At 70.1% G+C, this 25,856-nt stretch carries 15 protein-coding genes and 2 pseudogenes; 10 read left to right on the forward strand and 7 right to left on the reverse strand.

From position 1 onward, the window contains the following. Window positions 1-34: 34 nt before the first annotated feature. The 3 genes and pseudogenes from ACZ7MF_RS18825 to ACZ7MF_RS18835 form a co-directional block, all read right to left on the reverse strand. A complete protein-coding gene (locus tag ACZ7MF_RS18825) occupies window positions 35-454 on the reverse strand; it encodes a (2Fe-2S) ferredoxin domain-containing protein (RefSeq protein ID WP_471477910.1) in 420 nt (139 codons plus the stop codon). A gap of 148 nt (window positions 455-602) precedes the next feature. Continuing rightward, window positions 603-746: pseudogene (locus ACZ7MF_RS18830) on the reverse strand (IS5/IS1182 family transposase); the annotation flags it as partial. Between the two features lie 346 nt (window positions 747-1,092). Beyond that, window positions 1,093-1,791, reverse strand: a complete 699-nt coding sequence (locus ACZ7MF_RS18835) for a hypothetical protein (RefSeq protein ID WP_471477911.1) — start codon at window positions 1,789-1,791, stop codon at window positions 1,093-1,095. Between the two features lie 234 nt (window positions 1,792-2,025). Between ACZ7MF_RS18835 and ACZ7MF_RS18840 the strand changes: the two genes are divergently transcribed. Beyond that, window positions 2,026-2,319 (forward strand): WXG100 family type VII secretion target, encoded by a 294-nt coding sequence (locus tag ACZ7MF_RS18840; protein ID WP_471477912.1) that lies wholly within the window; start codon window positions 2,026-2,028, stop codon window positions 2,317-2,319. A 98-nt stretch (window positions 2,320-2,417) separates the two neighbouring features. Here the strand turns inward: ACZ7MF_RS18840 and ACZ7MF_RS18845 are convergent, their stop codons facing one another. Then, complete coding sequence (locus ACZ7MF_RS18845) at window positions 2,418-3,047, reverse strand: hypothetical protein (RefSeq protein ID WP_471477913.1); 630 nt, start codon at window positions 3,045-3,047, stop codon at window positions 2,418-2,420. After that, entirely contained in the window at window positions 3,044-3,379 is a 336-nt protein-coding gene (locus ACZ7MF_RS18850) for a hypothetical protein (RefSeq protein WP_471477914.1), read from the reverse strand. The genes ACZ7MF_RS18845 and ACZ7MF_RS18850 overlap by 4 nt, the downstream gene beginning before the upstream one ends. A gap of 200 nt (window positions 3,380-3,579) precedes the next feature. On the opposite strand from ACZ7MF_RS18850, the gene ACZ7MF_RS18855 reads away from it, so the two are divergent. Then, on the forward strand, window positions 3,580-5,445 hold the full coding sequence (locus ACZ7MF_RS18855) for an RNase A-like domain-containing protein (protein ID WP_471477915.1): 1,866 nt from the start codon (window positions 3,580-3,582) through the stop codon (window positions 5,443-5,445). Between the two features lie 2 nt (window positions 5,446-5,447). Next, complete coding sequence (locus ACZ7MF_RS18860) at window positions 5,448-5,744, forward strand: contact-dependent growth inhibition system immunity protein (RefSeq protein WP_471477917.1); 297 nt, start codon at window positions 5,448-5,450, stop codon at window positions 5,742-5,744. Window positions 5,745-5,866: 122 nt separating this feature from the next. On the opposite strand, the gene ACZ7MF_RS18865 is transcribed toward ACZ7MF_RS18860, so the two are convergent. Further along, window positions 5,867-10,279: an FtsK/SpoIIIE domain-containing protein gene (locus ACZ7MF_RS18865; RefSeq protein WP_471477919.1), complete on the reverse strand. Its 4,413-nt coding sequence runs from the start codon at window positions 10,277-10,279 to the stop codon at window positions 5,867-5,869. Window positions 10,280-10,482: 203 nt separating this feature from the next. Between ACZ7MF_RS18865 and ACZ7MF_RS18870 the strand changes: the two genes are divergently transcribed. The 3 genes and pseudogenes from ACZ7MF_RS18870 to ACZ7MF_RS18880 all read left to right on the forward strand — a co-directional run bounded on the left by ACZ7MF_RS18870 (window position 10,483) and on the right by ACZ7MF_RS18880 (window position 14,140). Further along, window positions 10,483-11,883: a hypothetical protein gene (locus ACZ7MF_RS18870; RefSeq protein ID WP_471477920.1), complete on the forward strand. Its 1,401-nt coding sequence runs from the start codon at window positions 10,483-10,485 to the stop codon at window positions 11,881-11,883. A 156-nt stretch (window positions 11,884-12,039) separates the two neighbouring features. Continuing rightward, window positions 12,040-13,715, forward strand: a pseudogene (locus ACZ7MF_RS18875) (MFS transporter). A gap of 143 nt (window positions 13,716-13,858) precedes the next feature. Continuing rightward, window positions 13,859-14,140, forward strand: a complete 282-nt coding sequence (locus ACZ7MF_RS18880) for a hypothetical protein (protein WP_471477921.1) — start codon at window positions 13,859-13,861, stop codon at window positions 14,138-14,140. 112 nt (window positions 14,141-14,252) lie between these two features. On the opposite strand, the gene ACZ7MF_RS18885 is transcribed toward ACZ7MF_RS18880, so the two are convergent. Continuing rightward, window positions 14,253-15,302 (reverse strand): YhgE/Pip domain-containing protein, encoded by a 1,050-nt coding sequence (locus ACZ7MF_RS18885; RefSeq protein ID WP_471477923.1) that lies wholly within the window; start codon window positions 15,300-15,302, stop codon window positions 14,253-14,255. Between the two features lie 488 nt (window positions 15,303-15,790). On the opposite strand from ACZ7MF_RS18885, the gene ACZ7MF_RS18890 reads away from it, so the two are divergent. The 4 genes from ACZ7MF_RS18890 (at window position 15,791) to tal (ending at window position 25,751) form a co-directional block, all read left to right on the forward strand. Next, window positions 15,791-16,012 carry a DUF5133 domain-containing protein gene (locus ACZ7MF_RS18890; RefSeq protein ID WP_471477925.1) on the forward strand — a complete coding sequence of 74 codons (222 nt, stop codon included), beginning with the start codon at window positions 15,791-15,793 and terminating at the stop codon, window positions 16,010-16,012. 1,054 nt (window positions 16,013-17,066) lie between these two features. Continuing rightward, the gene (locus ACZ7MF_RS18895) at window positions 17,067-22,973 is read left to right on the forward strand and encodes a hypothetical protein (RefSeq protein ID WP_471477927.1); all 5,907 of its coding nucleotides are present in this window, start codon (window positions 17,067-17,069) and stop codon (window positions 22,971-22,973) included. 593 nt (window positions 22,974-23,566) lie between these two features. After that, complete coding sequence (locus ACZ7MF_RS18900; protein WP_471477929.1) at window positions 23,567-24,577, forward strand: alcohol dehydrogenase catalytic domain-containing protein; 1,011 nt, start codon at window positions 23,567-23,569, stop codon at window positions 24,575-24,577. A 55-nt stretch (window positions 24,578-24,632) separates the two neighbouring features. Further along, window positions 24,633-25,751, forward strand: a complete 1,119-nt coding sequence (tal, locus tag ACZ7MF_RS18905; protein ID WP_471477930.1) for a transaldolase — start codon at window positions 24,633-24,635, stop codon at window positions 25,749-25,751. Window positions 25,752-25,856 lie beyond the last annotated feature (105 nt).

The following is a 25,856-nucleotide window of genomic DNA, read 5'->3' on the forward strand; positions in this document are numbered from 1 at the left end:
ACACGGAAGCGCCTTCCGGTGTCCGGCGGCGCGGTCAGGAGGCCGTACGCCGTCGTGGCGGCGTGATGGCGTACAGGTCGAGGATGTCCGGTCGGGGCGCCACGCCCGGTCCACCCGCGCGTGCCCAGGCCGCGATGTCCTCGGTGGCGCCCGCGTCGTTGACCAGCCCCGGCCAGACGGCCCGGGCGCCCGCGGCACGGCCCTCGGCAGAGGGCTGGACGACGATGACGTTGGCGTGGTCGCAGGCGTCGAGGCAGTCGGAGACGCGTACCGGTACCACGGCACGCAGGCGTTCGGTCTGGGCGGCGTGGTCGACGCCGGTCACTTTGGGGCTGCCGCAGCAGCAGTTGCGGCACACGACGACGCGGCACGGCCCGGGGGCGGCCACCGCCCCGGTCCTCGCGTCGTCGGTCCTCGCGTCGTCGGTCGTTCGTCCGGTCGGCGTTGCGGGCATGCGATGCCAGCGGTCGCCAGGGCCGAGGCCGGTACCGGACCGGCTGTGTCTGCAGGACATCTTGTACGTCCTGCACCAGGACACTGCCTGACAACTTCTGCCCCTGGAGCTGGGGGTTCGGCTACGGACAGACCTGCTGGCGGCGCCTGCCGCGGCGGGCGATCGCGGGCACGACGCCGCGGGCACGGATCTGGTCTCGGTAGATGTCGTGGTCGTAGCCTCGGTCGGCGACCAGCGAGTCCGGCTTCCGGTGAGGATGACCAACCCGGCCGCGGACCGACGAGGAAACGTCGTCCGCACGGCAGCGACAGGGCCCTCTCACCCGCCCTCCCCGGGCGGTTCCTGGTCTCCATACCCGGTGCGTGGTCGACGCCCACACCGGGCTGGGTAGCAACGCCGGCCGAGGGTAGTCCCGTCAACTACATCAGCGGGATTATCAGTCGCTCCCGAATGGACGGCCGCGGCAGTCGGCCCAGCGGGTTCCCCGATCTACATGCCGACCGCGGACTGCCCTTCTTCGCCGCGTACCGGCCGCCGCGGAGCGGCGTCCTCCCACGCAAGGCTGCCGGGTGCGCCCCCGGACTTCCCTGTGCCGACACGTCGCGATCGTAGCGGGAGCGCTTGAAGGGGGCGGATGCCTACTGGACTTTGGCGCCGTCAGGCCCCACCGCGAACCACGTGCCTCCCACACCCTGGCCGTTGAGGTCACCCGGCTTGCTGTCGCCGGAGAAGCGGTAGACGGGCCAGCCGCCCACAGTGATCTGGACCTGGCCGTCGGCTCGGCGGATGGCTCCGATCCGCTCGGGATCCACGCCCGCCAGATACACGTTGCCTCCCTCCTCTATGGTGACCGCGGGCCATTTGGCGGCGCAGGCGTCGTTGCACCGGGACTTCGCCGAGTTCGGCGTGTCCTGGTCGAAGCGGTAGAGCGCCGCCTGATTGATGTTGATCAGGTGTGGCGAGGACAGCGGCTGTGACGTCACGGCCGACAACTGCACCCACTTCGGCGGTGCTTCCTGAACTGCGGCGCCCGTCACGGTGCCACCGTCCCCGTCGAGGCCCGCCTCTTCCGCCGTGGAATCGACGACCTGAAGCGCGGAGTTGCCGGCGCCCTGGGCGGGCGCGGAGGCCACCGGAGACTGCGCGGCTCCGGACGAGGCGGGAGCCGAGGATGCGGAGGCCGGCGACGTCGCGTCGTCGCCGATCTGAAGCGTCTTTCCACAGCCCGACAGGCCCGCCGCACCGCACAGGACGACGGTGAGGGCCGCGAGGGCACGTCGTCCGTCACGACGCGGGGTGACGGTGCGGGACGAGGAGCCGATGAATTGCGAGGTCATGCATGCGACACGGGTCTGGAGCGGGGGAAGGTTCACCATTCCCGTGCGGGACTCGCGCTGGTGCGGGCACGCCCCGGGTCACCCACGCGGGCTCGAGCACCCGTCACGACTCTCGGAGAACTCGGGTGAACCCAATCCGGCCGACGGCCCGTGTACCTGGTGCGTGTCAGCGGACAAGTCAGCCGAGTCACGCACTTCACCCCATCACGACTTATCAGCGAAATGAGCTTCGGCATGCCCGACTACAAGGTCAATTCGGACGAGACCTCCTCCACCTCACAGGCGCTGCTCAGCGACTTCTCTCAGTTGCAGGACAAGCTGAGCGAGGTCAAGGGCAAGATTTCCGCCCTCCTCGCGAACGGTTACAGCACTCCAGCGGCGCAGCAGAAGTTCTCCCCGTTCTTCGACGAGTTCGCCAAGGGATTCGACCAGGTCAACCAGGGCCTGCAGGGCATCGGCCAGTACGTGAAGTCCGTCGGCGACGCCTTCACCCAGACCGACGAGCAGCTGGGCTCCAACCTGGGCTGAATCCGTAGGGCCCGGTGGCTGCCCGCGCGTCACACGTTGGCAGCCACCGGGCTGGAAACTTCTGGCTCTCGCGGGACCCGAGGTGATTGGCTCGGCGCTCAGGCCCTCGACGGCGACAGTTGGGTACCGTCCTCGGCGAGGAAGCGGAACGTTCCAGTGATGGCGTCGAACAGGTCGTGGACCTCGTTCTTCAGGGGCAGGTTCGGACTGGCGAGCGTGACGACGAGGTAGTCCCGGGTGCTGCCGGGCACGGGCATCATTGTGTGCATCGTCAGCAGTTCGACGTCGATGTCCCCGGTCAGTCTGGTGACCTCGGTACCGGTGACCCGCGCGGCCGTGCCGACGTGGGGCACCTTCGCCGAGGAGATCACCCGGTCCTTGGGAGCCGTCCCGTGCGCGGAGGCCACCCCGAGCTGGCGGGAGAGCACGGGAAGGGTCAGCCCCGATTCATCGGGCGTGCTGACTGCGAACACCATGCCGTAGGCCATGAACAGGCCGTCGTCGTAGACGGACGCCGTGCCCGCGGCAAGGAGTGCACCCTGGCGCCGCGCAGCCCGGAAGACCTGCCGGCCCTGCCGGAACATGTCGTTGATCCGGGCTTTGTCACGGGGGTTGCCGGTCGCGGCCAGGGCTCGGGCGCGAGTTCTGGCCAGTTCCTCTCCACTCAGGTCGAACGTGCCCCACAGGTCGGGGAGGTCCAGCAGAAAACGTTGGGCTGTGCCGTTCACCGGCCACCCCCTTGGATGAGCTGAGCGATGTTGACGATGTCCTTCTGAACCGTGGCGTCGAGGTGCGAGACAGCGTCCTGGTCGGTTTTCTCGAAGGAGTCGAGGATGTTCACAATGGCGTCCTGGACTTCCTTCACCTGCTTCTTCAACTGCTTTCTTCCGTCGTCCCACTTCTTTTCGAAGTTCCGAGCCGCGCCTCTGGAGAGCTCCCGGCCGAAAGCCGCGTCGAAGTCGAACGTGTTGCGGCCGATATCGATGAAGTCGTGGACGAATCCCAGCATGTTCTGTGCTTCCCGGAGCTCATCTCCCGGAATGACGATGTCCTGGGCCATGCCGGCCTCCTCTTGATGTGCTGATGCTGGCTGCACGAAGGACACGGGTGGACGACGGCGGAAAGTTCAGGCGTGTTCCGGCGGCAGGCCCTCCGGAGGACAAGTCGGCTGAACCACCGGGACCGCGACTTCGTGTGCAGGACATGACCTCCGAGGCGGTCGGTACGCATCGGAGGCAACGACGTCGAAGGGCACCGCACATGGTACGGCGACATTCCAGCCGGCAGGATTTCGAGATCGTCGGTATGACTTCGGACCCGACGCCCGGCGACCCTGATCTGATACAGGACGTCATGACGCGTTACCGCGATGTCGGAGACGCGGCCGAGAAGGCGCTGAACGTGCTGAAGAAGGATGGAAGCATCTCCCGTGGGCGAGGCTCGACGATCGCGGCCCTCCAGGAGAAGATCGGGGACGACCTTCCGGAGAAATTGCGGAAGACAGCCGTCTCCTACCACGACGCGGCACAGGCCTACGCGGACTACGCGCCCAGGCTCCGCGAGGCCCAGGAGACGTTCGACCGGGCAGTGGACCAGGCGGCGGCCGCGGCCCCGCAGGCGAACCAACCGCCCCCCACTCCGGATGAGGACGCCACGGACGAGGAGAAGGCCGAGGCGAGCAGACAGCGGGATGCCATCGCCGCCGGACAGGGCGCGCTGAATGCGGCGAAGAGCCTGGCACAGCAAGCAGGGCAGATGCGGGAGAGCGCGCAGCGCACGTGCGCGGACGTGCTGGACCAGGCCGCGGGCGAGGCGATTCCGGAACGGAACATATTCCAGAAGATTGCGGACTTCTTCAAGGATTTCCCCTTCGTGAAAGTCCTGTTGGGACTGCTGATCGCGATCGTCGCCGTGTTCTTCCCGGTGGCGGGGGCACTGCTGGCGGGCACGTTGTTCGCCTTGGAAACGATCACAGCGATCGCCACCGGGAATTTCAGCCTGGGTGACTTCGCGCTGGGCTTGATCAGCGTGGTGCCGGGCGGCAGCCTGGTCAAGGCCGGTGGTGCCGCGGTCAAGGGGGTGACCGCCGGGGCGGGTACGGCTGTGAAAGGCGCGAGGACCGTGGGCGGGCCGATCGAGGCAGTGGCTGCTTCCGCGGGCCGTTCAAAACCTGTCGGCGGGTTCCTGAACGGCCCGCGCGGTGAGGTCGTGAAGGACGCCGGCGGCGAATTCGTGCTGGGCGCCGGCGGGGAAGCGGTGAAGCAGGCAGCCGAAGGCGAGGGCTTCGACGCCGGCGCCATCCTCGGCGCGGGCGTGGCGGGGGCTGCGGGGGCCGCAGTCGGAGCAGGGGCCGGCCGACTGCCTTTCCCTCGCAAAGGCCCGGACCGAGGGACGGACGTCCCGGGCCCGGGTACGCGTACACGCTCGACGCCGGAGTCGACGACGAAAGCCGAGGCTCCTGCCGCCGACGCGTCCAAAGCCGATGCACCGCAAGCCGACCAGGTTGCCTCGGGAAGCACGGCCCCGGCGGCCGCAGCGGTCGCCGGCACCGCGGGCGCCGCGGCCGCGGTGAAGGGCAAGAAGGCGGCGAAGAGCCCCGCCAAGGCCACGCAGCCCCCGGTGTTCCGGCCCGGCGGCAACAACGTCTTCAAGCCCAAGAACCTCTCCCCCGATGCCAAGAAGAAGATCGAGAATCTCGAGGGAAACCTGTCCCGGGACAAGAGCCGCCTGGATCTGTTCCAGTTCGAGAAGAAGGCCGGTTCCCACGGGCTCGCGAAACACGAGGGGAAGACGGATCAGGAGCTGATCAACCGCCTCAACGATCCAAAGAACGCACATAAGCCCGCAGCATCGACCTTCACGGACAGGAAGGCCGCGGAACAAGCCGCAGCAGAGAACATCAAACGGAATCAGCAGCAGGTCTTCGACCTGTTGAAGCAGCCCAAGGGCAAAAGAATTGCGATCACTGCTCCGGTGGCCTCGGACAGCGGCACCATCATCAAACGAAACCCCCAGGGCGCGCCCCTGAAACTGCAGCCCACCCGGGTCACGACCGTCCTGGAGCGGGACACCAGCTCCGGAAATCAGTTCGGATTCAAGATTATTACCCATTACCCGGAGGCGTGATCATGACCTCGTACCCGGAACTGCATGCACTCGGGCGCTCGTACTTCCACCAGGACTTCGACCTGGAGGCCGACACCCCCATCTCCGCCGTGGCGCGCTTCGGCCGCGTCGCAAGCCCGGATGCGGCCGAAGCGCTGCGTGCCGAGATCGCCTCGATCCTCGACGCCGGTCTCGACGAGGACACCGTCGCGAGGATGTGGCTGGAAGAGTCGGAGGCCTACTACGACCCCCGCGCCGACGGCGTCACGCCGCATGACTGGCTTCGGCGGATGGCGGCGGCTTTGCCTGTCGGAGAGTGACCCTGTGGCAGGGCGGCCCGGCCTCACGGCCCGGCCGCCCTGCGCAGTGCCGCGGGACCGGACCCGTCGGCCCCACGGCGGGATGGGGTGCCCCCGTCGAGGGAATCGAGGACACCCCGGTCTCAGAGGTCCGTCTCGCTGTACGGCACCTGCACCGACCTCAACACTCCGTCGCCCAGGTGCAGCAGTCCCCGGCCCGGCTGCGGCGCACGGCCCACGACACCTCGGGTGAGTTTCACTCCGATGACCTCACCGTCACCCAGGTTCTGTGGAGAGAGCAGCATGCCGGTCCGGTTGCGCTTCACCTGCCCCATCCAGCCCGCCAGGCTCAGTGAGAGGGTCTCGGCGTTGCCGGCCGCCAGGACGCCCCAGCCCGCGCCGGCGCCACCCCGGGCGAGCAGCGCGAGGTCGGAGTCGATCTCGGCTCCCATGAAGAGCTCGGCGTCGTCCACCACGATCACAGCGTGTTCCTGTGCGATGTTGCCGAGCACCGCCCGAAAGTCCTCCACGGACACCTCGGGGTCGTCGATGACGGTGGCTACGCCGGGGCGACCCGCCAGGGCGCGCAAGGGTGAGCGGCGCGGCGCGAGGACCACCAGTCCGGCCCCGGAGGAGAGCAGTGAGTGCGCCGCCGTGAGCAGAGCCGTACTGCGGCCGGTGCGCGGCGGTCCGGCAACGACAAACGTCGGCACCTCCGCAAGGTCGGGGCCGAGTGAGCCGAGGATGTCGCCGCCGACGGCCACGAGCGGCCGCATCGGTCCGTCATCGGTGTGCAGGGCGACGGCGTCGATGTACGTGATGCGGTCGGGGAGGACGTCCAGGCCGAAGGCCCTGCGCTCGGCGGGCACCTCCGACTCGCGTTCCGCGAGTCGGGCACCGAGCTGTTTCAGGGACTCGGCCTGCGCCGTACCGGCCAGGTCCTCGTCGAGCACGGCGATCTGCACCTCGCTCAGGTCCTGGGTGCGGATGCCTCTGCCTGCAGGCGGTTCGGACGGCGCGGACTTGGCGGGGACGCCGACGCTCGAGTAGTCCTGACGGTCGTTGAGCCGCAGTACGATCTTGTCCTCGGTCGTGCCGGAGAACCTCCCCCCGCCGAGCACCCGGTCACCGGCCAGGACCACGTGGATCCCCACGCTCGCACCGTCCCGCAGCAGGCGGAGCATGCGCTCCATGTAGCTGCCGTTGTCGTACGCCGTGAACTCGCGGTCGAAGACCTCGAACCGGTCCACCAGGAGCACGATGTGCGCAAGACGTGCGCCGGGCGCCTGGGTTCTGCGCAGCTCGGCGAGGTCGGCCGTGCCACGGACACCGAGAACGGCCTGCCGGGCGGTGAGTTCACTGTTCAGCCGGTCGAGCAGCCTGCCGAGACGTTCGGTCTGGTTGCGGTCCACGACCGCACCGACGTGGGGCAGGCCGGTCAGCACGTTGAGGGCACCGTTACCGCAGTCGATGCCGTACAGGTGTACGTCGTCCGCGCCGTGGGCCTGGCCGAGGGCCGCGGCCAGGGTGCGCAGGGTCTGCGAACGTCCGCTGCGAGGCGATCCGACGATGTGCAGATGACCGGAGCGGTCCAGGTCGAACCGCAGGGATGCGCGACTCTGCTGGGACGGCAGGTCGATCAGACCGAACTCGGCGCCCGGCAGGGCGGCTTCGCGTTCGGCCATGGGCTTGGGCTCGGGTGAGGCCGTCCAGACGAGCAGACTGGGCAGCGGCGGCAGCCACGGGCTCGGCTGGCGCGACACTCCGGCGAGGCGCGCCGCCTCGGCGATCGCCGCGGTAAGGACCGCGAGGTCGGTGACGGCTTCGCTCCCCACCGCACCGGACGCCTTCCGGTCGGGGCGTGCGGGCAGCGGACCACCCAGCTCGGGCCAGCCGACCGTCTCGGCCCGGACCGTGGCCGCCGGGCCTTCGGCGACCTGTCCACCGGGCCGCCGGCCGCCGACCCGCCCGGCCTGGAACGGCAGCAGGGCCGAGGGTCCGAGCCGCGCGAAGGCCCGGCCGGGAGTGGCCGGCGAGATCTCGCCGGAGTCGGGGGCGTCGATGATGTCGCGGCTCTCTGTGGTGTCGGTGGTGCGCAGCGCGATCCGCAGGTTGGTGTTGGCCCGGATGTCGGGCGTGACGGCGCCACCGGGCCGCTGGGTTGCCAGCACCATGTGGATGCCCAGCGAGCGGCCGCGCTGGGCAATGTTGACCAGGCCGGAGATGAAGTCCGGCAGTTCGCGCACCATGGAGGCGAACTCGTCGACGATCAGCACCAGTCGGGGCAACGCCGGCAGGGCGTGACCGCCGCGGGTCCGCTTGTCGAGGTAGTCCTCGATGTCCTTGGCAGTGGCCTGCGCGAGCAGTGTCTCGCGGCGGCGCAGTTCAGCGCCCAGGGAGACCAGGGCCCGTTCCACGAGCCGCGTGTCCAGGTCGGTGACCAGGCCCACGGTGTGCGGCAGGTCGCCGCACTCGGCGAAGGCGCTCCCGCCCTTGTAGTCGACGAGCACGAACGTCATCTCGTCGGGCCGGTTGACCACCGCCAGCGTGGCCACGAGCGTTTGCAGCAGTTCGGACTTGCCCGAGCCGGTGGTGCCGGCGATGAGCGCGTGCGGGCCGTCCCTCACCAGGTCGACGGCGAAGTCCCCGTCGTAGCCCGTGCCGAGCACGGCTCTGGTGCTGCGCCCGCCCAGCGCCCATCCGGCCGCCACGGCCTCGGAGGTCGGCGGCTCGACGTGCAGCACGTCGAGCAGGCGTACGGAGCCGGGCAGCGCGGACTCGTCGCTGTCGCCGACGCCGCGCAGGGGTGCCAGTGCGCGGGCGAAGTTCTCGTACCAGACGGGCTCGGGAAAGTCGGTCCGTACCTCCTCGAGTGCCACCCCGCCGCCCGTGCGCACCATGGACGTCGTGGCGGGCGGGGTACCGGTGACGACGACGGCACCGCACTCCTCGGGCAACAGCCGCTCCTCGCGGTCGATGCAGATGGTGTGCACGCCGACGGCCGGGCCGTCCCGCAGGAGTGCTATGACGCCGGGCAACGACCGCGCCCGGCGAGCCTGGGCGAGCACGACCAGGATGTCGGGGTAGCCGTTCACCCCGCCGCGGGTCGGTTCCGGTCCGGCCGCGACGCGGGAGGAGACGATCTGTCCGAGCTCGCCCACGCGCCGGGCCAGCGAATCCACGGTGCTGCCCACCAGGGTGTAGGCGTCCTCACCCTGCGCCTGGGTGTGCGGCAGCCAGCGTGTCCAGGCCCAGTCCCGCTCGCCGTCGGGCCCCGCCAGTACGACGATGCGCAGGTCGGCGGGGCTGTGCAGGGCGGCGGCCTGGGCCGTCGCCCAGCCGGCCAGCCGGGCCGCTCCGGGACCCGCGACGCCGAGGACGCCCGCCTCCCGCAGGGCCACGGCGACCGGCACCTGGTTCAGCCGGGGCACCGTGGTGCGGCGGTGTTCGTCCTGGGTGGGGTCGTCGACGCTCAGCGAGGAGGGCAGGTCGGTGGCGCCGACCCGGACGGACAGGAAGTCGGCGTCGTCGAAGCGGCGTTCCCACAACCGCTCCGAGGGCTGGGCCGCCATCTGCGACAGCGCGGCGGGGTCCGGCAGGGACAGCCGCAGATTGCGCTGTTCCTCCAGTACGGCGGCGTCGATGTCGGCACGGACCCGTGCCTGTGTCTCCTCGTACTCCTTCTTCTTCTCCACGTACTTGAGCATGCTCTGCTTGCGCCCGCCGAACTGGGTGACGAGCGCGGCGATGGGCGAGAGCAGGGCGATGAAGACGAAGACCCAGTTGCGGGTGACGAAGATGGCGACGGCCGCACTGCCCGCGGGCAGCAGCAGGATCGGCAGCAACGGGATGGGGCGCTTGTCAGGTTTGACGGGCGGCGCAGGCAGCCGGAACCGCGTCCGCGCCCGCTTCGGCAGAAACCTGGGCGGCCGGTTGAACTCCAGTCCCAGTCCGTCCGCGGCGGGCGTCAGCGGCGCCCGGGCGGTGCGCTCGGACGTCAATTCCAGCAGCGTTCCCGCCACGGCCAACTGGCTGCCCGGCCGCCACGGGGACGGGGGCGTCGTCTCTGCACCGTCCAGCAGGGCCTTGTCGAGCACCAGGAGCTGCGCGCCACCGTCGAGCCGGACCCGGACCCGTGCGGCGAGCGGCGGCGCGCTCTCCGCGAGCCGGATGCGGCAGGTCGGGTCGCTGCCTATGTCGTAGTCGCCTGGTACCAGTCGGAAGACCGTGCCCGCACCCGGCCCCGAGACGACCCGGATCTCGGTACGGCCCTCCGACTCGCCCACGCTCGGCAGGGGCGCGCCGAGCGCGAGGTCCATGCCGTCGCGCACACCGGCCGCCTGCACCGTCAGTTCCGGGGCGACGGGCTCGGACCCGATGTACAGGACGGGTCCCTCACCGGTCTCCGCGCGTCCCGTCCCGGTGTGTCCGGCGCCGACCGCCCGCGCCAGCTCTGCCGCCAACCGGCCTACAGGAGCCGTGGGTTCGATGTCGACGACGACGGTGATGGACGCCTCGTCGATCTGCGGATCACGAACACTGACGGTCAGTCGCACGGTGCATCGTCCTTCTCTGGGCGGGCGAGGGGGAGCCGGGCCTGCACTGCGTGTCCGGAAGGCCGCCGCGGTCCTGTGCCCCAACGCCGTCTACACGGGGCGGGTGCGGCCGAGGGTTCAAAGCATGTCGAACGCTTTCACCGGGCGCTCACGTGTAGGTCGAGAGCGCGTCGGGTGTCGGCGCCGGGACATGGGTGGACGAGATGAGCAATAAGGTCGGGGCCGGGCCCGTACGCGGGCCGCGGCACCTCACCGCCGACGGCGTCGGGCGCCTCCTGCCGCGCGCCCTCGTGGTCCTGTTGATGGCCTGCGTCGCGGTGTTCGGCGCGACGGCCGTCGCGACGGCCGCGGATGGGGATGGCCTGGTCAAGGTGTTCGTGGTACAGGACCGCGCGCAGACGGGCGGCGGGCCCGACACCCTGCCGTCCGTCGCCGCCCGGACGCTGGGGGACACGTCCCGGTTCTCGGAAATCTTCGAACTCAACCGCGGTTTGGCGCAGCCGGACGGAACCGCGCTGACCAGTCCGGACGAGCGACTGCGCCCCGGCTGGATCCTGCGCCTGCCGCAGGACGCCGCGGGCGTGGAAGTACAACTGGCTCGTGACAACAGCGATCGTGAGCCCTCCGTCGACGGTGACAGGGACACTGTCGGGACGACCACCGTCTTCGCCGTCCCGCTGGGCACGGTGGCCGCGGTACTCGGCACGATCGTCCTGGCCCTGGTCACTGCGGGCATCGTCGCTCGGCACAGGCTGCGTGCCGCGGGCACCGCTCTGGGGCGCGCGGTCGCCGGGCTGGGGGAACCGTTCAGGCGCCGCCGCCGCCTCCGGGCACGCCGAGCGGTCGGCCACCGCTTCAGCACCGACACCGACTCCCTGCATCGCGCTCACGGAGCCCTGGGACGACTGGCCGCCACCGGAAGGACACCTCGGGCACAGGCGCACGCGGTGCGCGTGGACGCCCTCGGAGCGACCGTGTGGGTGCCGGCCTCCGATGTCGTTCCCGAACCCTGGGAGCACCTCGACGGCACGCGTCGACGGCTGACCGGGCCCGTCAGTCCTCCGGTGGGCGCTGATGCCCGGGCCACGGACCCGGTGGCCTGCCTGGTGCGGGTCGGCACCGATGACGAGAACGAGGCCGTGTGCGTCGACCTGAGCCGGCTCGACGGCGTCCTGAGCATCACCGGTGACCAGGCCGTCGCACGGGACGTCGCGCTGAACATCATGTGGGAGGTCTCCCGCAGCAGGCCCGGTACACCGGTCATCGTTCTGGGCGACCGGGGCGGCAGGCGCACACTCGCCGTACCGCCCGGTCTTCGCGAGGTCCCGCCGACGAGCGCTCCCCTGCCGGTGACACCGGCGCTCGTGCCGGGCACGACGCGGTCCGCCGCCACGCGCCGTCCGGTCATGGGCCTGGTGGTCCTGGCGCAGGCCCCGACGGACGAGGAGGCCGCGCGGTTGACGACACTGTGTGCCCCCGGCGGCGCGGGCTGGACCGGACTGGTGTGCGGCGAGGCCGGTGGCGCGCACTGGCGGTGGTACGCAGACGCCGAGGGCCGAGTGGACATTCCGGTGCTGGACCTCGCGCTCACCGTTCCGGCATGAGTCGTACCGGCGGTGAGCGCCTCCAGATGACGTCTCCTAAGTCGGTCCCAACGCACGCGGCCAGTCGGTTGACAGATGTGCCCCGCCACCGGAAGGCGACACGCTACGGGCATACGCAGCTCCTGAGCGGCGGTGAAGACCGGCCGGTTCGAGGCGATGCCCTTCCGTCACGCCTTCTTGCCCAACTCATGGCAGCAGACCGCACGACGGAGTCCAGGAGGGGCCGTGTTCAACCGTGTCTCGACCCACGAGCGAGCGAGCGACGAGCCGTCGGCGTGGGCGCCGCTGAGGGGGTCGGCCTTCCGGTCCCTGTGGCTGGCACAGCTGGGCTCCAGCATGGGTACTTGGATGCTGATGGTGGGCGCTCAGTGGATGCTCGTGCACCAGCCCGATGCCGCTTCACTGACCTCCATGGTCCAGGCGGCATCCCTGCTGCCCGTGCTGTTTCTGTCCCTTCCGGCAGGCGTACTGGGGGACGCGCTGGACCGGCGGCGCCTGCTGATCGGGACAACGTCGGCGATGGCCTGCATCAGTGCCGTGCTGAGTGGTCTGACAGCAGCCGGACTCGCGACCCCCACCGTACTGATCACCCTGATGTTCCTGCTGGGGTGCGGCAGCGCGCTCACCGGACCGGCCTGGCAGGCCATCCAGCCGGAACTCGTGACACGGGAGCAGATCCCCGCCGCGGCGTCCCTGGGCAGCCTCAACGTCAACCTCGCTCGCGCCGTGGGCCCGCCGTGGGCGGCGCCGTCGTGGCGCTGAGCGGCCCGGAGGTCGCCTTCGGGCTCAACGCGGTCTCCTTCGCCGGAGTCCTCGTCGCGCTGTCGCGGTGGCGGCAGAGCACCGTGGGCAACAGCGCCCCCGAACGCCTGCGCTCGGCCCTCGCCTCGGGGGCCCGGTACGTGCGCAACGCCCCCGGGGTCCGACGCGTCTTCCTGCGCACCACGCTCTTCGCCGTGCCCGCCTCTGGGCTGTGGGGTCTTCTGCCCGTCGTGTCCTCCGCCCGTCTCGGCCTCGGTGCCGGTGGCTACGGAGTGCTCCTGGGCGCGTTGGGAGTCGGCGCGGTCCTTGGCGCCGTCACCATGAAGCAGGTGAGCGCGGTCCTCGGCCGCAACGCCGTGATCGCGGTCAGCACCGTAGCCTTCGCATGCGGAAGTGCCGCCGCCGCGCTCGTCACCCAGCCCCTCCTCGTCGCTGCCGTCTTCCTCGTCAGCGGTGCGGGCTGGATCTACGCGCTCACCACGTTCAACACCATCATGCAGCTTGCCCTTCCTTCATGGGTACGAGCCCGGGGACTTGCCGTCTACCTGACGGTCTTCATCGGCGGACAGGGCCTCGGCACCCTCCTGTGGGGCCTGCTGGCGGACGCCACCAGCACCACGACGGTGCTCCTGGAGACGGCCGCGCTGCTCGTCCTGGGCGCGGTGTCCCTGCTCCGCTGGCCCATCCGGTCTTTGACCGGGACCCTCAGCCAGGACATCGTCACGCCCTGGCCCGAGCCGCTGCACGCCCTCAGCCCCGCGCCGAACCAGGGTCCCGTACTCGTGGAGGTCACGTACGAGGTGGACGAGAACCACGTCGAGCCGTTCCGTGAGGCCATGGAGGCCCTCGCGCTCTCGCGAAGGCGCACCGGCGCCATGCACTGGTCGCTCTACCGGGAGCTGTCGAAGCCCTCGGTCTGGGTCGAGGCGTTCGCTGTGCCCTCGTGGCAGGAACACATGAGTCAGCATGCGGGACGGCTCACCGAGTACGACGTCGAACTGCTCACGCATGCCCAGCGGTACGCACGTCACGCGCCGGTCGTCCGCCATCTCGTCCCCCCGGAGGACTGACGAACTGCTCTCGCCGCGAGTCCGGATCCACAGCGCACGGAAAGTGGCGTGGATCACGCGATCGATCCCCTGCCGACCGACGACAATATAATTACAGTCTCCATCTGTAACTCTTTAACGCAGTTTCCAGGGAAGGAAGCACCATGCCCCGCTTCAGGCGTTTGGCTGCGACGGCGACCCTCGCCGCCGCATCGGTGACCGGGATCGGAGCGCTGGCGGCGACACCCGCGTCGGCCGCCCCGGCGTACAACTACGCGAACTACTTCGTCCAGACGTACAGCACCTCTGCGGCTTGTGAGGACGCGGAGACACAGAAGAACGTGCAGCACTTCGGAGATCCGCAAGGCTCATGGAGGGGCGAGTACTTCTACTGCTCCCCCCGGAGCGCCGGCGGGTACAACTTGTGGGAGCGGAGGATCGTCTGACACCTCGTCACGTCTGCCGTCGTCCTGCTCGGTGAGCGCCGTGTCCGGCGCACCACCGGCAGGACGACGGCAGGATGTGGTCTCCGCGGGCGGCACGCCCACGGAGACCCAGTCAACGGGCCGCGGCCCTGCGCCGCGGGGCGTGCACATCGCGCCAGAAGATCGTCGCGGCGGCGACCAGGATCCACGCGCCCAGGACCACCGCCCCGACGGCGAGGCCGTCGTTGCGGAAGTGGGACACGCCCTGTAGCGCGCGCACCCCCACTCCGACCGGCAGGACTTCGGAGAGGGGATGCAGCCATCGCGGCAGGAAGGAGCTGGGCAGGGTCCCGCCGCTGGTGGCGTTGCCGAACGTCAGCAGCGCTACGGAAGCCACGGACATGCCGGCCTTTCCGAACAGGCGGATGCAGACCATGGTCGCACCACCGATCGCGGCGGCCATGAGCGCGATGATCGTGGCGTGTCCGAGGAACGGTCCCGGCAGCGCCGCGAACCCCAGGTCGCCGGTGATCACCGACACGACGACGCCGCCGAGAACGCTGAAGACGGCGAGACTGGCCATCCGGCGGCGGTACGGCAGGCTGGGCGCCACCTGATACGTCATCAGTCCGAACAGGAAGCCGGCCAGAACGACGCCGAAGGCCGCGTAGAACACCGACATGCTCCGACTGTCACCACTCGGGGCCGGAACCATGTCGTGCCGGCCGAGAGGGTCGCCCTGGGCCCGGGCCACCGCGGAGAACGCGCCGGTGACGGTGGACATCACGGCCGGGCCGTTGGCCCCGGCGTAATACAGCTCCGGCGACGTCCCCTGCGGGACGTAGGCGGCGTAGACGGTCCGGTCCTGCACCGCTCGCCGTGCCGCACTCGCCTCGGTGTAGCGCCTCACCTCGAACCCGCCCGGCAGTCCGCGGTCCAGGCCGGCGCTCACCTGCTCGACCTCATGGGCGGTACCCACCACAGCGACCGGCAGATCGTGCGGCTCGGGGGTGTGGAAGGCGGCCAGGAAGACACTGACGAAGAGGGAACCGATGACCAGCACGACCGCGACCGGGAGCAGGACGCCCTTCAGGCCTGCCGCGCCCGGCTGCGCCGGTGCGGCATCCACCACAGGGAAATGATGCGCCCGGGGCGCCTCGTCGGGGGTGGTGATGCTGGACATGGGAATGACCTGCCCTTTCGCTGACGGTCACGGAGGCGTTGTGGCGTTCTTGTCGAAGACCGTGCCGGTAAGGCTCGCAAGTCGGCAGCGACCGCACATCCGGTCAATGACTTAGCGGCGTGGACTAGGTAGACGCACGGCCCCTCGGCTCCCCTCGGGGCTGTATCGCCGTCCCGGGCCTCTCCCGCGGGCCCGGCCAGTGTCGTGCCCCGTGAGGCCATGCGCCCTGAACCCGTGGAATCCTCGTCATACGACTGATGGTGCGGGCGGCGAGGTACGACACCATGGTGGAGCCGCCGAGTCGTTCGGACCCGCATCGCGGCATCGAACACCTCGCCACCGCCGAAGTCCCTCAGCCGGGGACACCACGGCCACCGGTGTCGCCCACCGCCGCCTCTGCCACCACAGCCCCGGGTCCACGTGCGCCGGGTCGCGAGCCGACAGCCTTCCGCAGCGCGAACATCCGCCACGAACCATGGAGCGAGCCTGTGTTGACTCCCCACCCCGACTTCCTGCGCGACCTCGTCGACGACTATCTGACGGCCCAGGCCGACGAAGGTGGCTCCCCGGACGACGGCGACGGCGACGGCGCGCGAACGCGGGACCTCGCCTACACGCTCTGTGTGTCGACCGGGACCCGTGACGTGCGATCGGCACTGGAGCGGGCCCGCGGCATCCTGACAGCGGCACCGGGCCGCACCGCGTCGTGAGGCCGGGCTCGTATCGAGGCTCCTGTGTGCGGCCGTCCCAGCCCCGACGGTCCGGCCCGAAGGCGGGCCGACAAGCCTTCGGCACGGTGCCGGACGCCGGGGCCCGGTCCCGCTCGCTCAGGCCTCCCCAGACGCCGTGCCTCTCGCCGAGGCGCCGTTTGGCCCCACCTCGCTCTCCCGCGGGCGAGTAGAAGACGGAACTGAGCGAGGCATGACGTTGTGGCAGGTCCAACGCGTTGTGGGCCACCACTGAGCCAGGCCCACCCGAACGCACAGCAAAGCTGCCCCGAAAAGGCCGGGGAGCGGAAGCTGGAGGATCTGGACACGCTGGACGCCATGTGTGTCACGGCTCACTTGTTCGAGGACCTCCACGACGGCCGCGCGAATCTCCGGCGGTAGTCGTGCGACCGGGTCCGGTTTCGGCGGACCTCTCACTGCCTCTTCCTGAGAGGGCTCAAAAGCCCGGCTGTTCGGGGGAGGCCCGGACGACGTCCGGGCCTCCTCGCTCAGCGACTCGGTCCGATCAGGCGGCAGAGCACGGGGACGGAGGCCCCAGCTCCGGTCAGTCCCGCGAACACGGCGCCGGCCACGGGAACTCCGCTGAAGAGCGTCAGACTCCCCATCACCAGACCGATCACGAACGCGACAAGCAGAACGACGGTGGTGTGCAGGGGCAGGAAGGGAACGTCGGGCGATGTACCGGAAGTGCGGTTGGTGGGCGCGCGACGGGCGGATCCTGGCATCGGGTTCTCTCCTCTCTTGGTGCGCCCTCGGCCCGAACAGCTCCGGTGCGCCTGGTCATTGCCCCGCGTTCGGGGACTTTCCGGCGAGTGGTCGCCGGCGGGGGAGGCGCGCTTGCGCACGATGTGGTTGCCGTCCGGGTTTTTCGGGAACTTTCCGGTCCGGACGAAGGGTCCGCACAAAGGGGGCTGCCGTGAGAGGTGCTGCTACCGAAGAGTTTCATCGGGAACTGGCGGATCTCCATCGGGCTGCCGGCAGCCCCACATATGAATCGCTGGTCAGAGTCGCCCGCGACCAGCGCCCGCCGCTGAGAGTGTCCACCACGAGCATTAGCTCCTGGCTGACGGGCGCGACGGTGCCGGCGCCTGCCTCCCGGAAGGTCTATCTGCTGCTCGTCTCGCACCTTCAGCAGCTGGCCGCCGGCGCGTCGCGCACCTACCGGCCCAGGGCGGACCACTACTGGATCACGCTGCTCGACAACTCGCGGCGCGAGAAGGACAGTCGGCGCGGAGGACGGCCGCGATCCGAGCCGGCCGCAGAGGCCCTGCTGGACCCTCGTCGCGACGCGGCGCTGGACAGTTATCTGGCCTGGGTGATCGACGTGACCCGCCGGATACCCGTACGTGGCCTTCATGCTGCCTCGGGCCTGGTCGAGCTGGAACTGGAGCGGGTGTACGTGGCCCTGAAGGTCGACACCAGCAGCCCGCGCGAGAGAGCCGCCGCGGTGGATGCACTACGGCAGGAACTCGACAGCCACCTGGGCAATCTGGACCTGCCGCCCGAGGAAGTGGAGCGCCGCCGATGGTACTTGTACAGCGATCTTCCGGCGGCCGACTACCTGGGGACCGCTGACCGGCTTTCGGAGCTTCTGGTCGAGCCGGCGACGATCCTGACGGTTGACGAGCTCTACCGCCGCGAGGCCGCGGCAGTGATCCTCGGTGACCCGGGCAGTGGCAAGACGACCGTCATGCGCTGGCTGGCCCTGGTGCACGCGACGGCTCTGCGCGAGCGCGAGCCGCAGGTGCGTGTGGCATCCAGGCGGGTCGACACCACCAGCTCGGCCGAGGAGGAGGTCGTGTTGGGCCGCCCGTTGGTGCCGGTCCTGGTGCGGGTCGGAGAGTACGCGGCGGACCGACAGCACCGGGCAGCCCAGGGACTGCCGCCGCGCGGGCTCACCGAGTTCCTCGGCCACCACACCTGGGACGGGCGGCGCCCTGTCTGGGTCGCCGACAGCGGGGAGTACCGGGCCAATGAGCAGCTGCCGCAGGAGGCGGTGGCGGACCTGCTGACCACGGCCCTGCGCCGTGGTCAGGCTCTGGTGGTGCTCGACGGGCTGGACGAGGTCGCCGCAGAGGTGCGAGAGGAGACTGCGGCCGCCGTCAGTGAGTTCGTCCGTGCCTGGACGGGCGGCGGCCCGGCGCCTGAACAGGAAGGCAACCGAGTCTTCGTGACCAGCCGTATCGCCGGCTACCACCTGGCCCCTCTGCCCCTGCATTTGACGCAGGTCACCGTCGAGCGAATGACCGACCAGGCCCTGCAGGTCTTCGTACGAAGCTGGATGGCCGAGATCGCCGGTGCCGTCCGCGAACCGCTGTCGCCGCTGACCGATCCCGTCGCGGCGGCGGATGGTCTGCTGACGCTTCTGGCAGCTCCCGCCAACCGTCATGCTCGCGACCTGGCCAGCAACCCTCTGCTGGCCAGCGTGATCGTCAGCGTCTTCCTCAACGGCGGGGGCAGCCTGCCGCCGCAGCGCGTCGAGTTGTTCGACGAGGCGGCGGGTGCGCTGATGCAAGCCTGGAAACGCCGCCCGGGAGGGAGTTTCTCCAGTACGGCGTACCAGTCGATGCTCGCCGCCCTGCCCGCCGTCGCCGCCCACATCCACGCCACGAAACCGAACGGCGTGATCGCCTGGACAGAGTTCCGCGTCGAGGTTCTGCGCGAGATGGCCCGGATCGACCGCACCGACCCGGAACGCCCCCACCCGCTGCTGCAGGTCCGCGTCGACACGTTGCTGGAGACGATGCGCATCGAGGTCGGTCTCCTCGTGGAGAGCGGACCCAACGCCTTCCGTTTCTCGCATCAGACATTCCAGGAGTTCTTCGCCGCGCGCCACCTGGTGGCCGAACCTGCTTGTCGGCTGCAGCGGCTCACCGCCCGGCTGGCCGATCCGCGCTGGCGCGAGCCGATTCTGATGGGGCTCGCGCTGGTCAATTGGGAGTCCGCCGACCTGGTCATGGTGGTGCGGGGGCTGCTGGCCGTGGACGGCCGGCTGACCGAGTTCTTTCCCGACACGGGGCTGCTTCTGGCGGCTGCCGTGCTGCAGATGACCGAGGTGCCGGCGGATGCGGTGCGGGCGATCGTCACCACCTTGGTCGCCGGTTATGCGTCGGCGACCAGCCGTCAACGCCTGTCGAGGACTCGCGAACTGATCGACGCCAGCATCGCCGCGCTGCGTGAGGACGGCCACGCGGCGGCGGTCGACGAAGCGCTCGTGGAGGCGTTGGCAGAGCCGGCCGAGTCCCGCCTTCCGGGCGCGGCGGCCGGGATCGTCGCCGGCGTCGAGGCGGTTACGCCACGCCTCGCGGAGGCGCTCGCCGCCGCCGCCGACCGGGACGACCCCGACCTCGGCCATCCGGTTACAGCGGCACTCGGCGGCATGGTGCCGACCGGGACGAGCCGTCAGCCCGGCCGGTTGCCGGCGGACTGGCGCTCCGGTCGGCTCAAGATGCGAGACCTCCTCCGTCGCTCGCCCGAAGACGTGCGGCGGGTGGCGGCAGACCCACTCTGGCAGTCGCTGGTGCTGTGTCTGTACGGTGGCCAGCCCGACCTGGGTGCCGCCAGTGCGCTCGACGAGTACTACCGGATTTCCAACTTCCTGCAGGAGGGAGAATTCCGGCGCTCGGGATTCGCGGACTACTTCGGCGAGACGTGGCGCTCCGACGACCCGATCTACACGATGGCTGTACACCTGGACACCCACGGCCACAGGAAGCGCTGGTCGCAGCAGCCGCGGTTCGTCGTCGAGGCGATCTGGCGCGACACGCGGCTGACCCGGTGGATTCATTCGGCCCTGCAACGCGACGACCTGCCCGGGCTCACCGACTTCCTGGCCGGCCGCCAGGACTCCCCCGACCCGCGTGAAGCCGCCGATGCCACGCTGGCGCTGTGGGCGCTGGGCCACGAACAGGACGAGTTCCTCTCGAACGACACACCTGCGGCCTCGATGGCCTCGGTCCGCATCTCTGCGCTGGCCGCCCAGCTGCGCGATGCCACTGTGCGGGCCGCCCCGGCAGCGGTGCAGGCGCTGGTCAAGGCTGCCGACCGGTTGCCGACTGTGGAGTGGGACGAACTGCGTCAAGTGCTGACGTCGACGCTGATCGAGGCCGGCGCTCCGCCGATCGAGTTCCCGGATCCCGCACTCCTGCCCGACCACGCTCAGACCTCGGTCCTGGCTGACGAGATCACTCAGCATGTTCTCGGATACGGCGATGACTTTCTCTACAACGCGGCGCAGTTCGCCGACCGGACAGGTTGGCGCCGTCTCCCGGCAGCCCGGCTGGTCGCCGCGCTGCACGGGCGTGGTGCCAACCGCGTCGACGGCTATCCGCTCTACCACTACTGGTGGCCGGCAGACCCGCTCTGCTTCACGCACGACGACGACCCGGTGCCGTCCGCGGTCCTCGACCAGATCCTTCGCCTGCCCGCGCCGCTCTCCTTCTCTCCCCACTGGCTCTTCCGGGATGTACTTGCTCCGCTGATCACCGATCATCCCGTGCTGCCGGAGGCCCTCGCGGTGGCGTGGAGCAGCACCCGGCGGCGCGGTGGGAACGCCGCAGAGACGCTGTCCCCGTTCGATACGGAGCTGGCGGTGACCGCGGACCCGTACGGGCGTCTGCGCCGACTGGCCGACGAGGTTGCGGACCCGTGGTACCAGGCACGGGCGAGGCTGCGCCTGGCCGAACTCTTTCCCGCCCACCGGGCGGAGTTGTTGGCTCTGGTGAGGAACGCGGTCGACGAGGTCGCCGAAGGAAACCGGGGCACGGTCCGGGCCTTCCAGCTGGCCGAGCGGATCGCCCTGCTGACGATCACGCCGGAACGGGCGAGCGCGCTCGACGAGTGCCTGCGCCGCGCCGACGAGATAGCCGAGGACCAACACGCGGCGACGGCCCTGCTGAGGCTCGCCCGGTTCCTGCCCTCACCAGAGTGCGATCCGGTGGTTCTGAAGGCGATCGACCGGGCGGTCCGGTCCCCCGACCAGATCGGCCGGACGCTCCTTAAGCGGGCGCTGGCCGAGTTCGTGGACCGCCCCGCGGTCCGCACCGCCGCCGAACGGGCGGCCGGTGGGACTGCGGCCGCGCCGGTGGGCCCAGGCACCACCCTGGGGCGCCGTCTTCCGGTCCTGGTCGGTGACGACCCGCATGCCGCTCAGATCTGGGCACCGGTAGCGCTGTACGGCCGATCCCGGGAAGTGGGCCGACGCAAAAGGACGACAGAGGCAGAGGCCGCCTGGGCCCGGCTGGCGGCAGCCCCGGACACGGAGGCGGTCGCCGCGGTGCTCGCCGTCCACGACTACGGCCTGATCGACTGCCGGGCTTCTGTGGTCCGGGCCGTCACCGCCGCAGCCGAGGCCCGGGGTGTGGACCTCGATCCCATCCTCTCCCGGCTGGTCCGGCTCGACTGCGCGGCCGAGCCTCTGGTGACCGGCTGGCTGGCGCACGGTCAGCCTCGGCTGCGCCAACTGGCTGCCCTCCTGCTGGCCGAATACCGCCGTCTGGACGCCACCACAGTCGGGCCGGTCAGCGAACTGCTCACTGACGATGACGACCTGCTGCGCGGCAGGGCCCTTGATGTGCTGGACATCGAGGGCGAACGCAAGACCACCCACGACTCGGTCACCCGCCTGGGGCCCGCCGCGCTGGAGCATCTGGCCGCGTTCGCCATCTCTCAGCGTGGTTACGAACCTTCGGTCACTTCTGTCATCACCTGGCACGTGTCCGCTGTGCTGCAGGACGACCCGGCGGCGTTCCGGCGGTGGTGCGCCGTCGTGGATGCCGGCGGCCCTGACTCCGATGTGGCCACGTACCTGCTGGAGAACCTTCTGCCCACCGATGACCAGGTGTTCGACGAGCTGTTGACACACCTGTCCACGGCTGGTCCGCCGCTGCTGGCCGTGCTGGTCAACAGCTGCGTCCAGTCGGTTTTCGCCGACGCGCGCACCGGGGACGAGGCCACCCTGCAGCCCGGCTCTCGGCGCTGGTCGCGGCTGCACACAACCCTGTCAGCGCTGGACATCGACCGGCTGCGCCCGCAGCGCTTCCTGGTCGCGTTCCCGAGCGACGTGGTGGCTGCGGTCCATTCCGCCTTGAAGGAGACCGGCGGCATCCTCGACGAGCAGTCGGTCGATCGCGCCTCCGCCGCGCTGTGGCAATCCTGCGGGACCGATCTGGGCACCGCACTCACCGACGCGGTTGACACAGCGACCGCCCACGCCCGGCTGGCCCGCATCGGAGCGCAGTTCTTCGCCACTGAGAAGGAGAACCGGGAGGCATTGGCCGCCTATCGCGAGCTGAACACCTCGGATTCCGCTGAGCACTGGCCCTGGCCCGACCTGCTGGTGCGCTGGGTCTGTCGGCTGCTCGACGAGTCGATGGCGGACAAACCCGGCCGCTGGGAACGCAGCCACGCCCTTGTCGCCCTCCAGGCGATGGCCGTAACGGACGCCGACATCCTGCGCCAACTGCCGGAAGCCGAAGCACTCGGCCAGTACTTGGCTGATGCACTGATGTACCACAACTCCTTTCCTGGTCGGGCCGCCGCCGCCGAACTGCTGGGTGTGTTGCGGACCGGATCCGGTCCGGTACTGCGGGCGTTGGAACGCGGGCTGCGGGACGTGGCTGCCGTGCGTTCGGCTGCCCTGCGCGCGTTCGGGGCGCTGCGCCTGGTCGACAAGGACCTGGTCGACGACTTGGCCGAAGCTCTGACCGGGCCGAGCTCCGTCAACGCATGGGCGGCGGCCCGGCTGCTGTCGGTCATCGGTGAACGCGTTTCCACTCCCGCGAAGGTGCGTGACCACATCATCGATCTGCTGGCCGACGCCGCCCGCGACCCCCGTTCCCGACGCACCGTCTACTTCTCGTACATTGCGACCCCGATCCCTCTACTGCCGGAACTCGACGACGCCGTGGTCGAGGCGCTGCGGCGCGTGTACCGCATCGGGTGATCCGGATGAGGCCGACGACTCCTACCGCGCCCCTCCCGCCGCACGCGAGCCCGGCAGCGGTGTTCCCCACCGCCCACCGGGGCTCACCTCTCCGGTGTTGACCGACCCGCATCCTCGCCGGAACCCGACCGTGGATCGTGGGGTGCAGACGACTCGCGTACGGGTTCACACCGCTGGGCGTCCAGGATTCCTGGAACCTGCGCACCTTCAGGTGCAGCGCGTAGAAGGTGGCGCCCCGCACCAGCGGTCTGCGCTGCGGCAACACCGCCGAGCGTCTTGTCGAGGCTCGTGGAGCCGACGGAGTCACGCATTCGGTCAACGACCTGGTGCGGCCCTTTAGGTAGGCGGCCACAGAACTGGACGGCCGCCTACCGTTCAGGTGCGATGCGAGCCGCGCTTGGTGTGCCCGCCCTCACCGCCGACGGCAGCGGCCTCCCTGCAATCCCGGTCATCTGACGGATGTCCTGCGCACGCGGGACGCGGCACCCTACGGAAGCCGCCTCGTCCCTCCCGGCCACGGCGTCGGCCCGGCCGGTGGACGAACGGTTCGTCCTCTCTCTCCTTCTTCCTCCTCACTTGTTCCAGGAGCCAGCATGCGTACTGCGGTAGCCACGGGGACACACGCCCCGCTCTCCCTTACCGACCGGGACGTGCCCGAGCCCGGCCCCGGAGAGGTACTCGTGAAGGTCGCCGCGTGCGGCGTCTGCTACTCGGACCTGAACCTTCTCCAGGGTCACTATCCGTTCGCCCGTTTCCCCGTCGTCCCCGGCCATGAGATCACCGGCGTCGTCACCGCCCTCGGCGCCGGCGCCACCTGGCCCGAGGTCGGCACGACGGTCGGTTCCCAGTTCCTGTACGACTCCTGCGGGCACTGCGACAACTGCGTCCGCGGCGACCAGATCCTGTGTCCTGGCAAGCGCATCACCGGTGTGGGGGTCGACGGCGGCTACGCCGAGTACACCGTCCTCAAGGCCGGTTACGTCACCCCCCTGCCCGCCGGCCTCGACCCCGTCGCCGCCGCGCCATTGATGTGCGCGGGTTTGACCGCCTACAACGGCCTTCGCCAGGGCGGCGCCCGGGCCGACTCCCGCGTGGCCGTCATCGGCACCGGCGGCATCGGCGCCCTCGCCATTCGGTACGCCGCCGCCATGGGCGCGCGCGTCGCCGTCATCGGCCACTCCCCGCACGGCGAGGAGCAGGCCAGAGAACTCGGCGCGGAACTGTACATCGATTCCTCCGAAACCGATCCCGCCGGCCCCCTCAAAGCCTGGGACGGGGGTGCGAACCTCGTCCTCAATGCCGCTCCCTCCACGGAGGCGGCAGCCTCCACGGTCGGAGGGCTCGCTCCTGACGGCACCCTGCTGCTGTGCGGGTACGGGGCCGAACCCCTCGTACTCCCCACCCAGCCCATGGTCCTCAACCGCCTCCACGTCGCGGCCAACCCCTCCGGCTCACCCCATGACCTGCGCGACACCCTCGCCTTCTCCACCGCCCACGGCATTCTTCCCGCGGTCACGCCCATCTCCCTCGACGAAGGGCCCGCCACGCTCGACGCCATGGCCTCCGGCACCGCCCACGGCCGGCGTGTCATCACCTTCGCCTGATCAACCGCCCGCACCGAGGCGCGTCACGCCCGCGCGCACCAAGGAGAAGCAACCCATGAGTGACTACGACGGACTCGCCAGGCTCAGCCGGGCGGGAGTGTCCGTTTGGCTCGACGACCTGTCCCGGGACCGGCTCCTCTCGGGCAGCCTCGCCCGACTCGTCCGCGGCCGGCAGGTCAACGGCGTCACGACGAACCCGACGATCTTCGCCGCCGCGCTCTCGAACGGCGAGGCCTACGCCGCGCAGATCGCCCGGCTGGCAGCGAGCGGCACCGGCCCGGCCGAAGCGGTGCGCGCACTGACTACCGCCGACGTGCGCGAGGCGGCCGACCTGCTTCGTGATGTCTACGCCGCTTCCGGCCTGCGGGACGGCCGGGTTTCGATCGAGGTCGATCCTCGACTGGCCGACGACACCGAGGCGACGGTGGCCGAGGCACGGGAACTGTGGGCGGGAGTCGACCGGCCCAACATCTTCGTCAAGATCCCGGCCACTGTCGCAGGGCTGCCGGCCATCACCAGGGCACTGGCCGAGGGCATCAGCGTGAACGTCACACTGATCTTCTCGCCCGAACGCTGCCGCGAAGTGGTCGACGCCTTCCTCGCAGGGCTGGAACAGGCCGCGGCCAACGGGCACGACCTGCACGGTATCGAATCCGTCGCGTCGTTCTTCGTCTCCAGGGTGGATACCGAGGTCGACAGGCGTCTGAGCGCGATCGGTACGGACGAGGCCATGTCCCTGCGGGGGCAGGCGGCAGTCGCCAACGCACGCATCGCCCACTCCGTCTTCGAGGAGATGGCGGCCACCGACCGATGGCAGGCGCTGGCCGCGGCAGGGGCCGCACCGCAGCGGCCCCTGTGGGCGTCCACCAGTGTGAAGAGCCCGGACTACGCCGACACGCACTATGTCGACGAGCTGGTCGTCGCCGGCGCGGTCAGCACCATGCCGGAACCGACTCTGCGCGCCGTCGCGGACCACGGCCACATCGCCGGCGACACGGTGCGTGGTCGGGCCCCCCAGGCACGGCGTGTGTTCGATCGTCTGGCGCGGGTTGGCGTCGACATGGACGACGTGTTCCGTGTCCTGGAGGACGACGGGGTGGCGAAGTTCACGAAGTCGTGGCTGGAGCTGCTCCGGACGGTGGACTCCTTGCTCCGCGAGGCAGGGCGCCGATAGCGGCACACAACGAGAGGTGATGCCGCTGATCTACAGCCGGGCCACCGACGTCGACGACGCGATCGCCCCGGCGGCGGCGAACACTGCCATCGGGCTCGCTCGGGC

The sequence above is a fragment of the Streptomyces sp. NPDC111628 genome (assembly GCF_055635195.1).

Excerpts from the sequence above, each read along its gene's own strand:
- ACZ7MF_RS18850 (WP_471477914.1), bottom strand. The coding sequence starts at position 3,379 with ATGGCCCAGGACATCGTCATTCCGGGAGATGAGCTCCGGGAAGCACAG.
- ACZ7MF_RS18885 (WP_471477923.1), bottom strand. The coding sequence starts at position 15,302 with ATGTCCAGCATCACCACCCCCGACGAGGCGCCCCGGGCGCATCATTTC.
- ACZ7MF_RS18825 (WP_471477910.1), bottom strand. The coding sequence starts at position 454 with ATGCCCGCAACGCCGACCGGACGAACGACCGACGACGCGAGGACCGAC.
- tal (WP_471477930.1), top strand. The coding sequence starts at position 24,633 with ATGAGTGACTACGACGGACTCGCCAGGCTCAGCCGGGCGGGAGTGTCC.
- ACZ7MF_RS18870 (WP_471477920.1), top strand. The coding sequence starts at position 10,483 with ATGAGCAATAAGGTCGGGGCCGGGCCCGTACGCGGGCCGCGGCACCTC.
- ACZ7MF_RS18900 (WP_471477929.1), top strand. The coding sequence starts at position 23,567 with ATGCGTACTGCGGTAGCCACGGGGACACACGCCCCGCTCTCCCTTACC.
- ACZ7MF_RS18880 (WP_471477921.1), top strand. The coding sequence starts at position 13,859 with ATGCCCCGCTTCAGGCGTTTGGCTGCGACGGCGACCCTCGCCGCCGCA.
- ACZ7MF_RS18860 (WP_471477917.1), top strand. The coding sequence starts at position 5,448 with ATGACCTCGTACCCGGAACTGCATGCACTCGGGCGCTCGTACTTCCAC.
- ACZ7MF_RS18840 (WP_471477912.1), top strand. The coding sequence starts at position 2,026 with ATGCCCGACTACAAGGTCAATTCGGACGAGACCTCCTCCACCTCACAG.
- ACZ7MF_RS18835 (WP_471477911.1), bottom strand. The coding sequence starts at position 1,791 with ATGACCTCGCAATTCATCGGCTCCTCGTCCCGCACCGTCACCCCGCGT.
- ACZ7MF_RS18855 (WP_471477915.1), top strand. The coding sequence starts at position 3,580 with ATGGTACGGCGACATTCCAGCCGGCAGGATTTCGAGATCGTCGGTATG.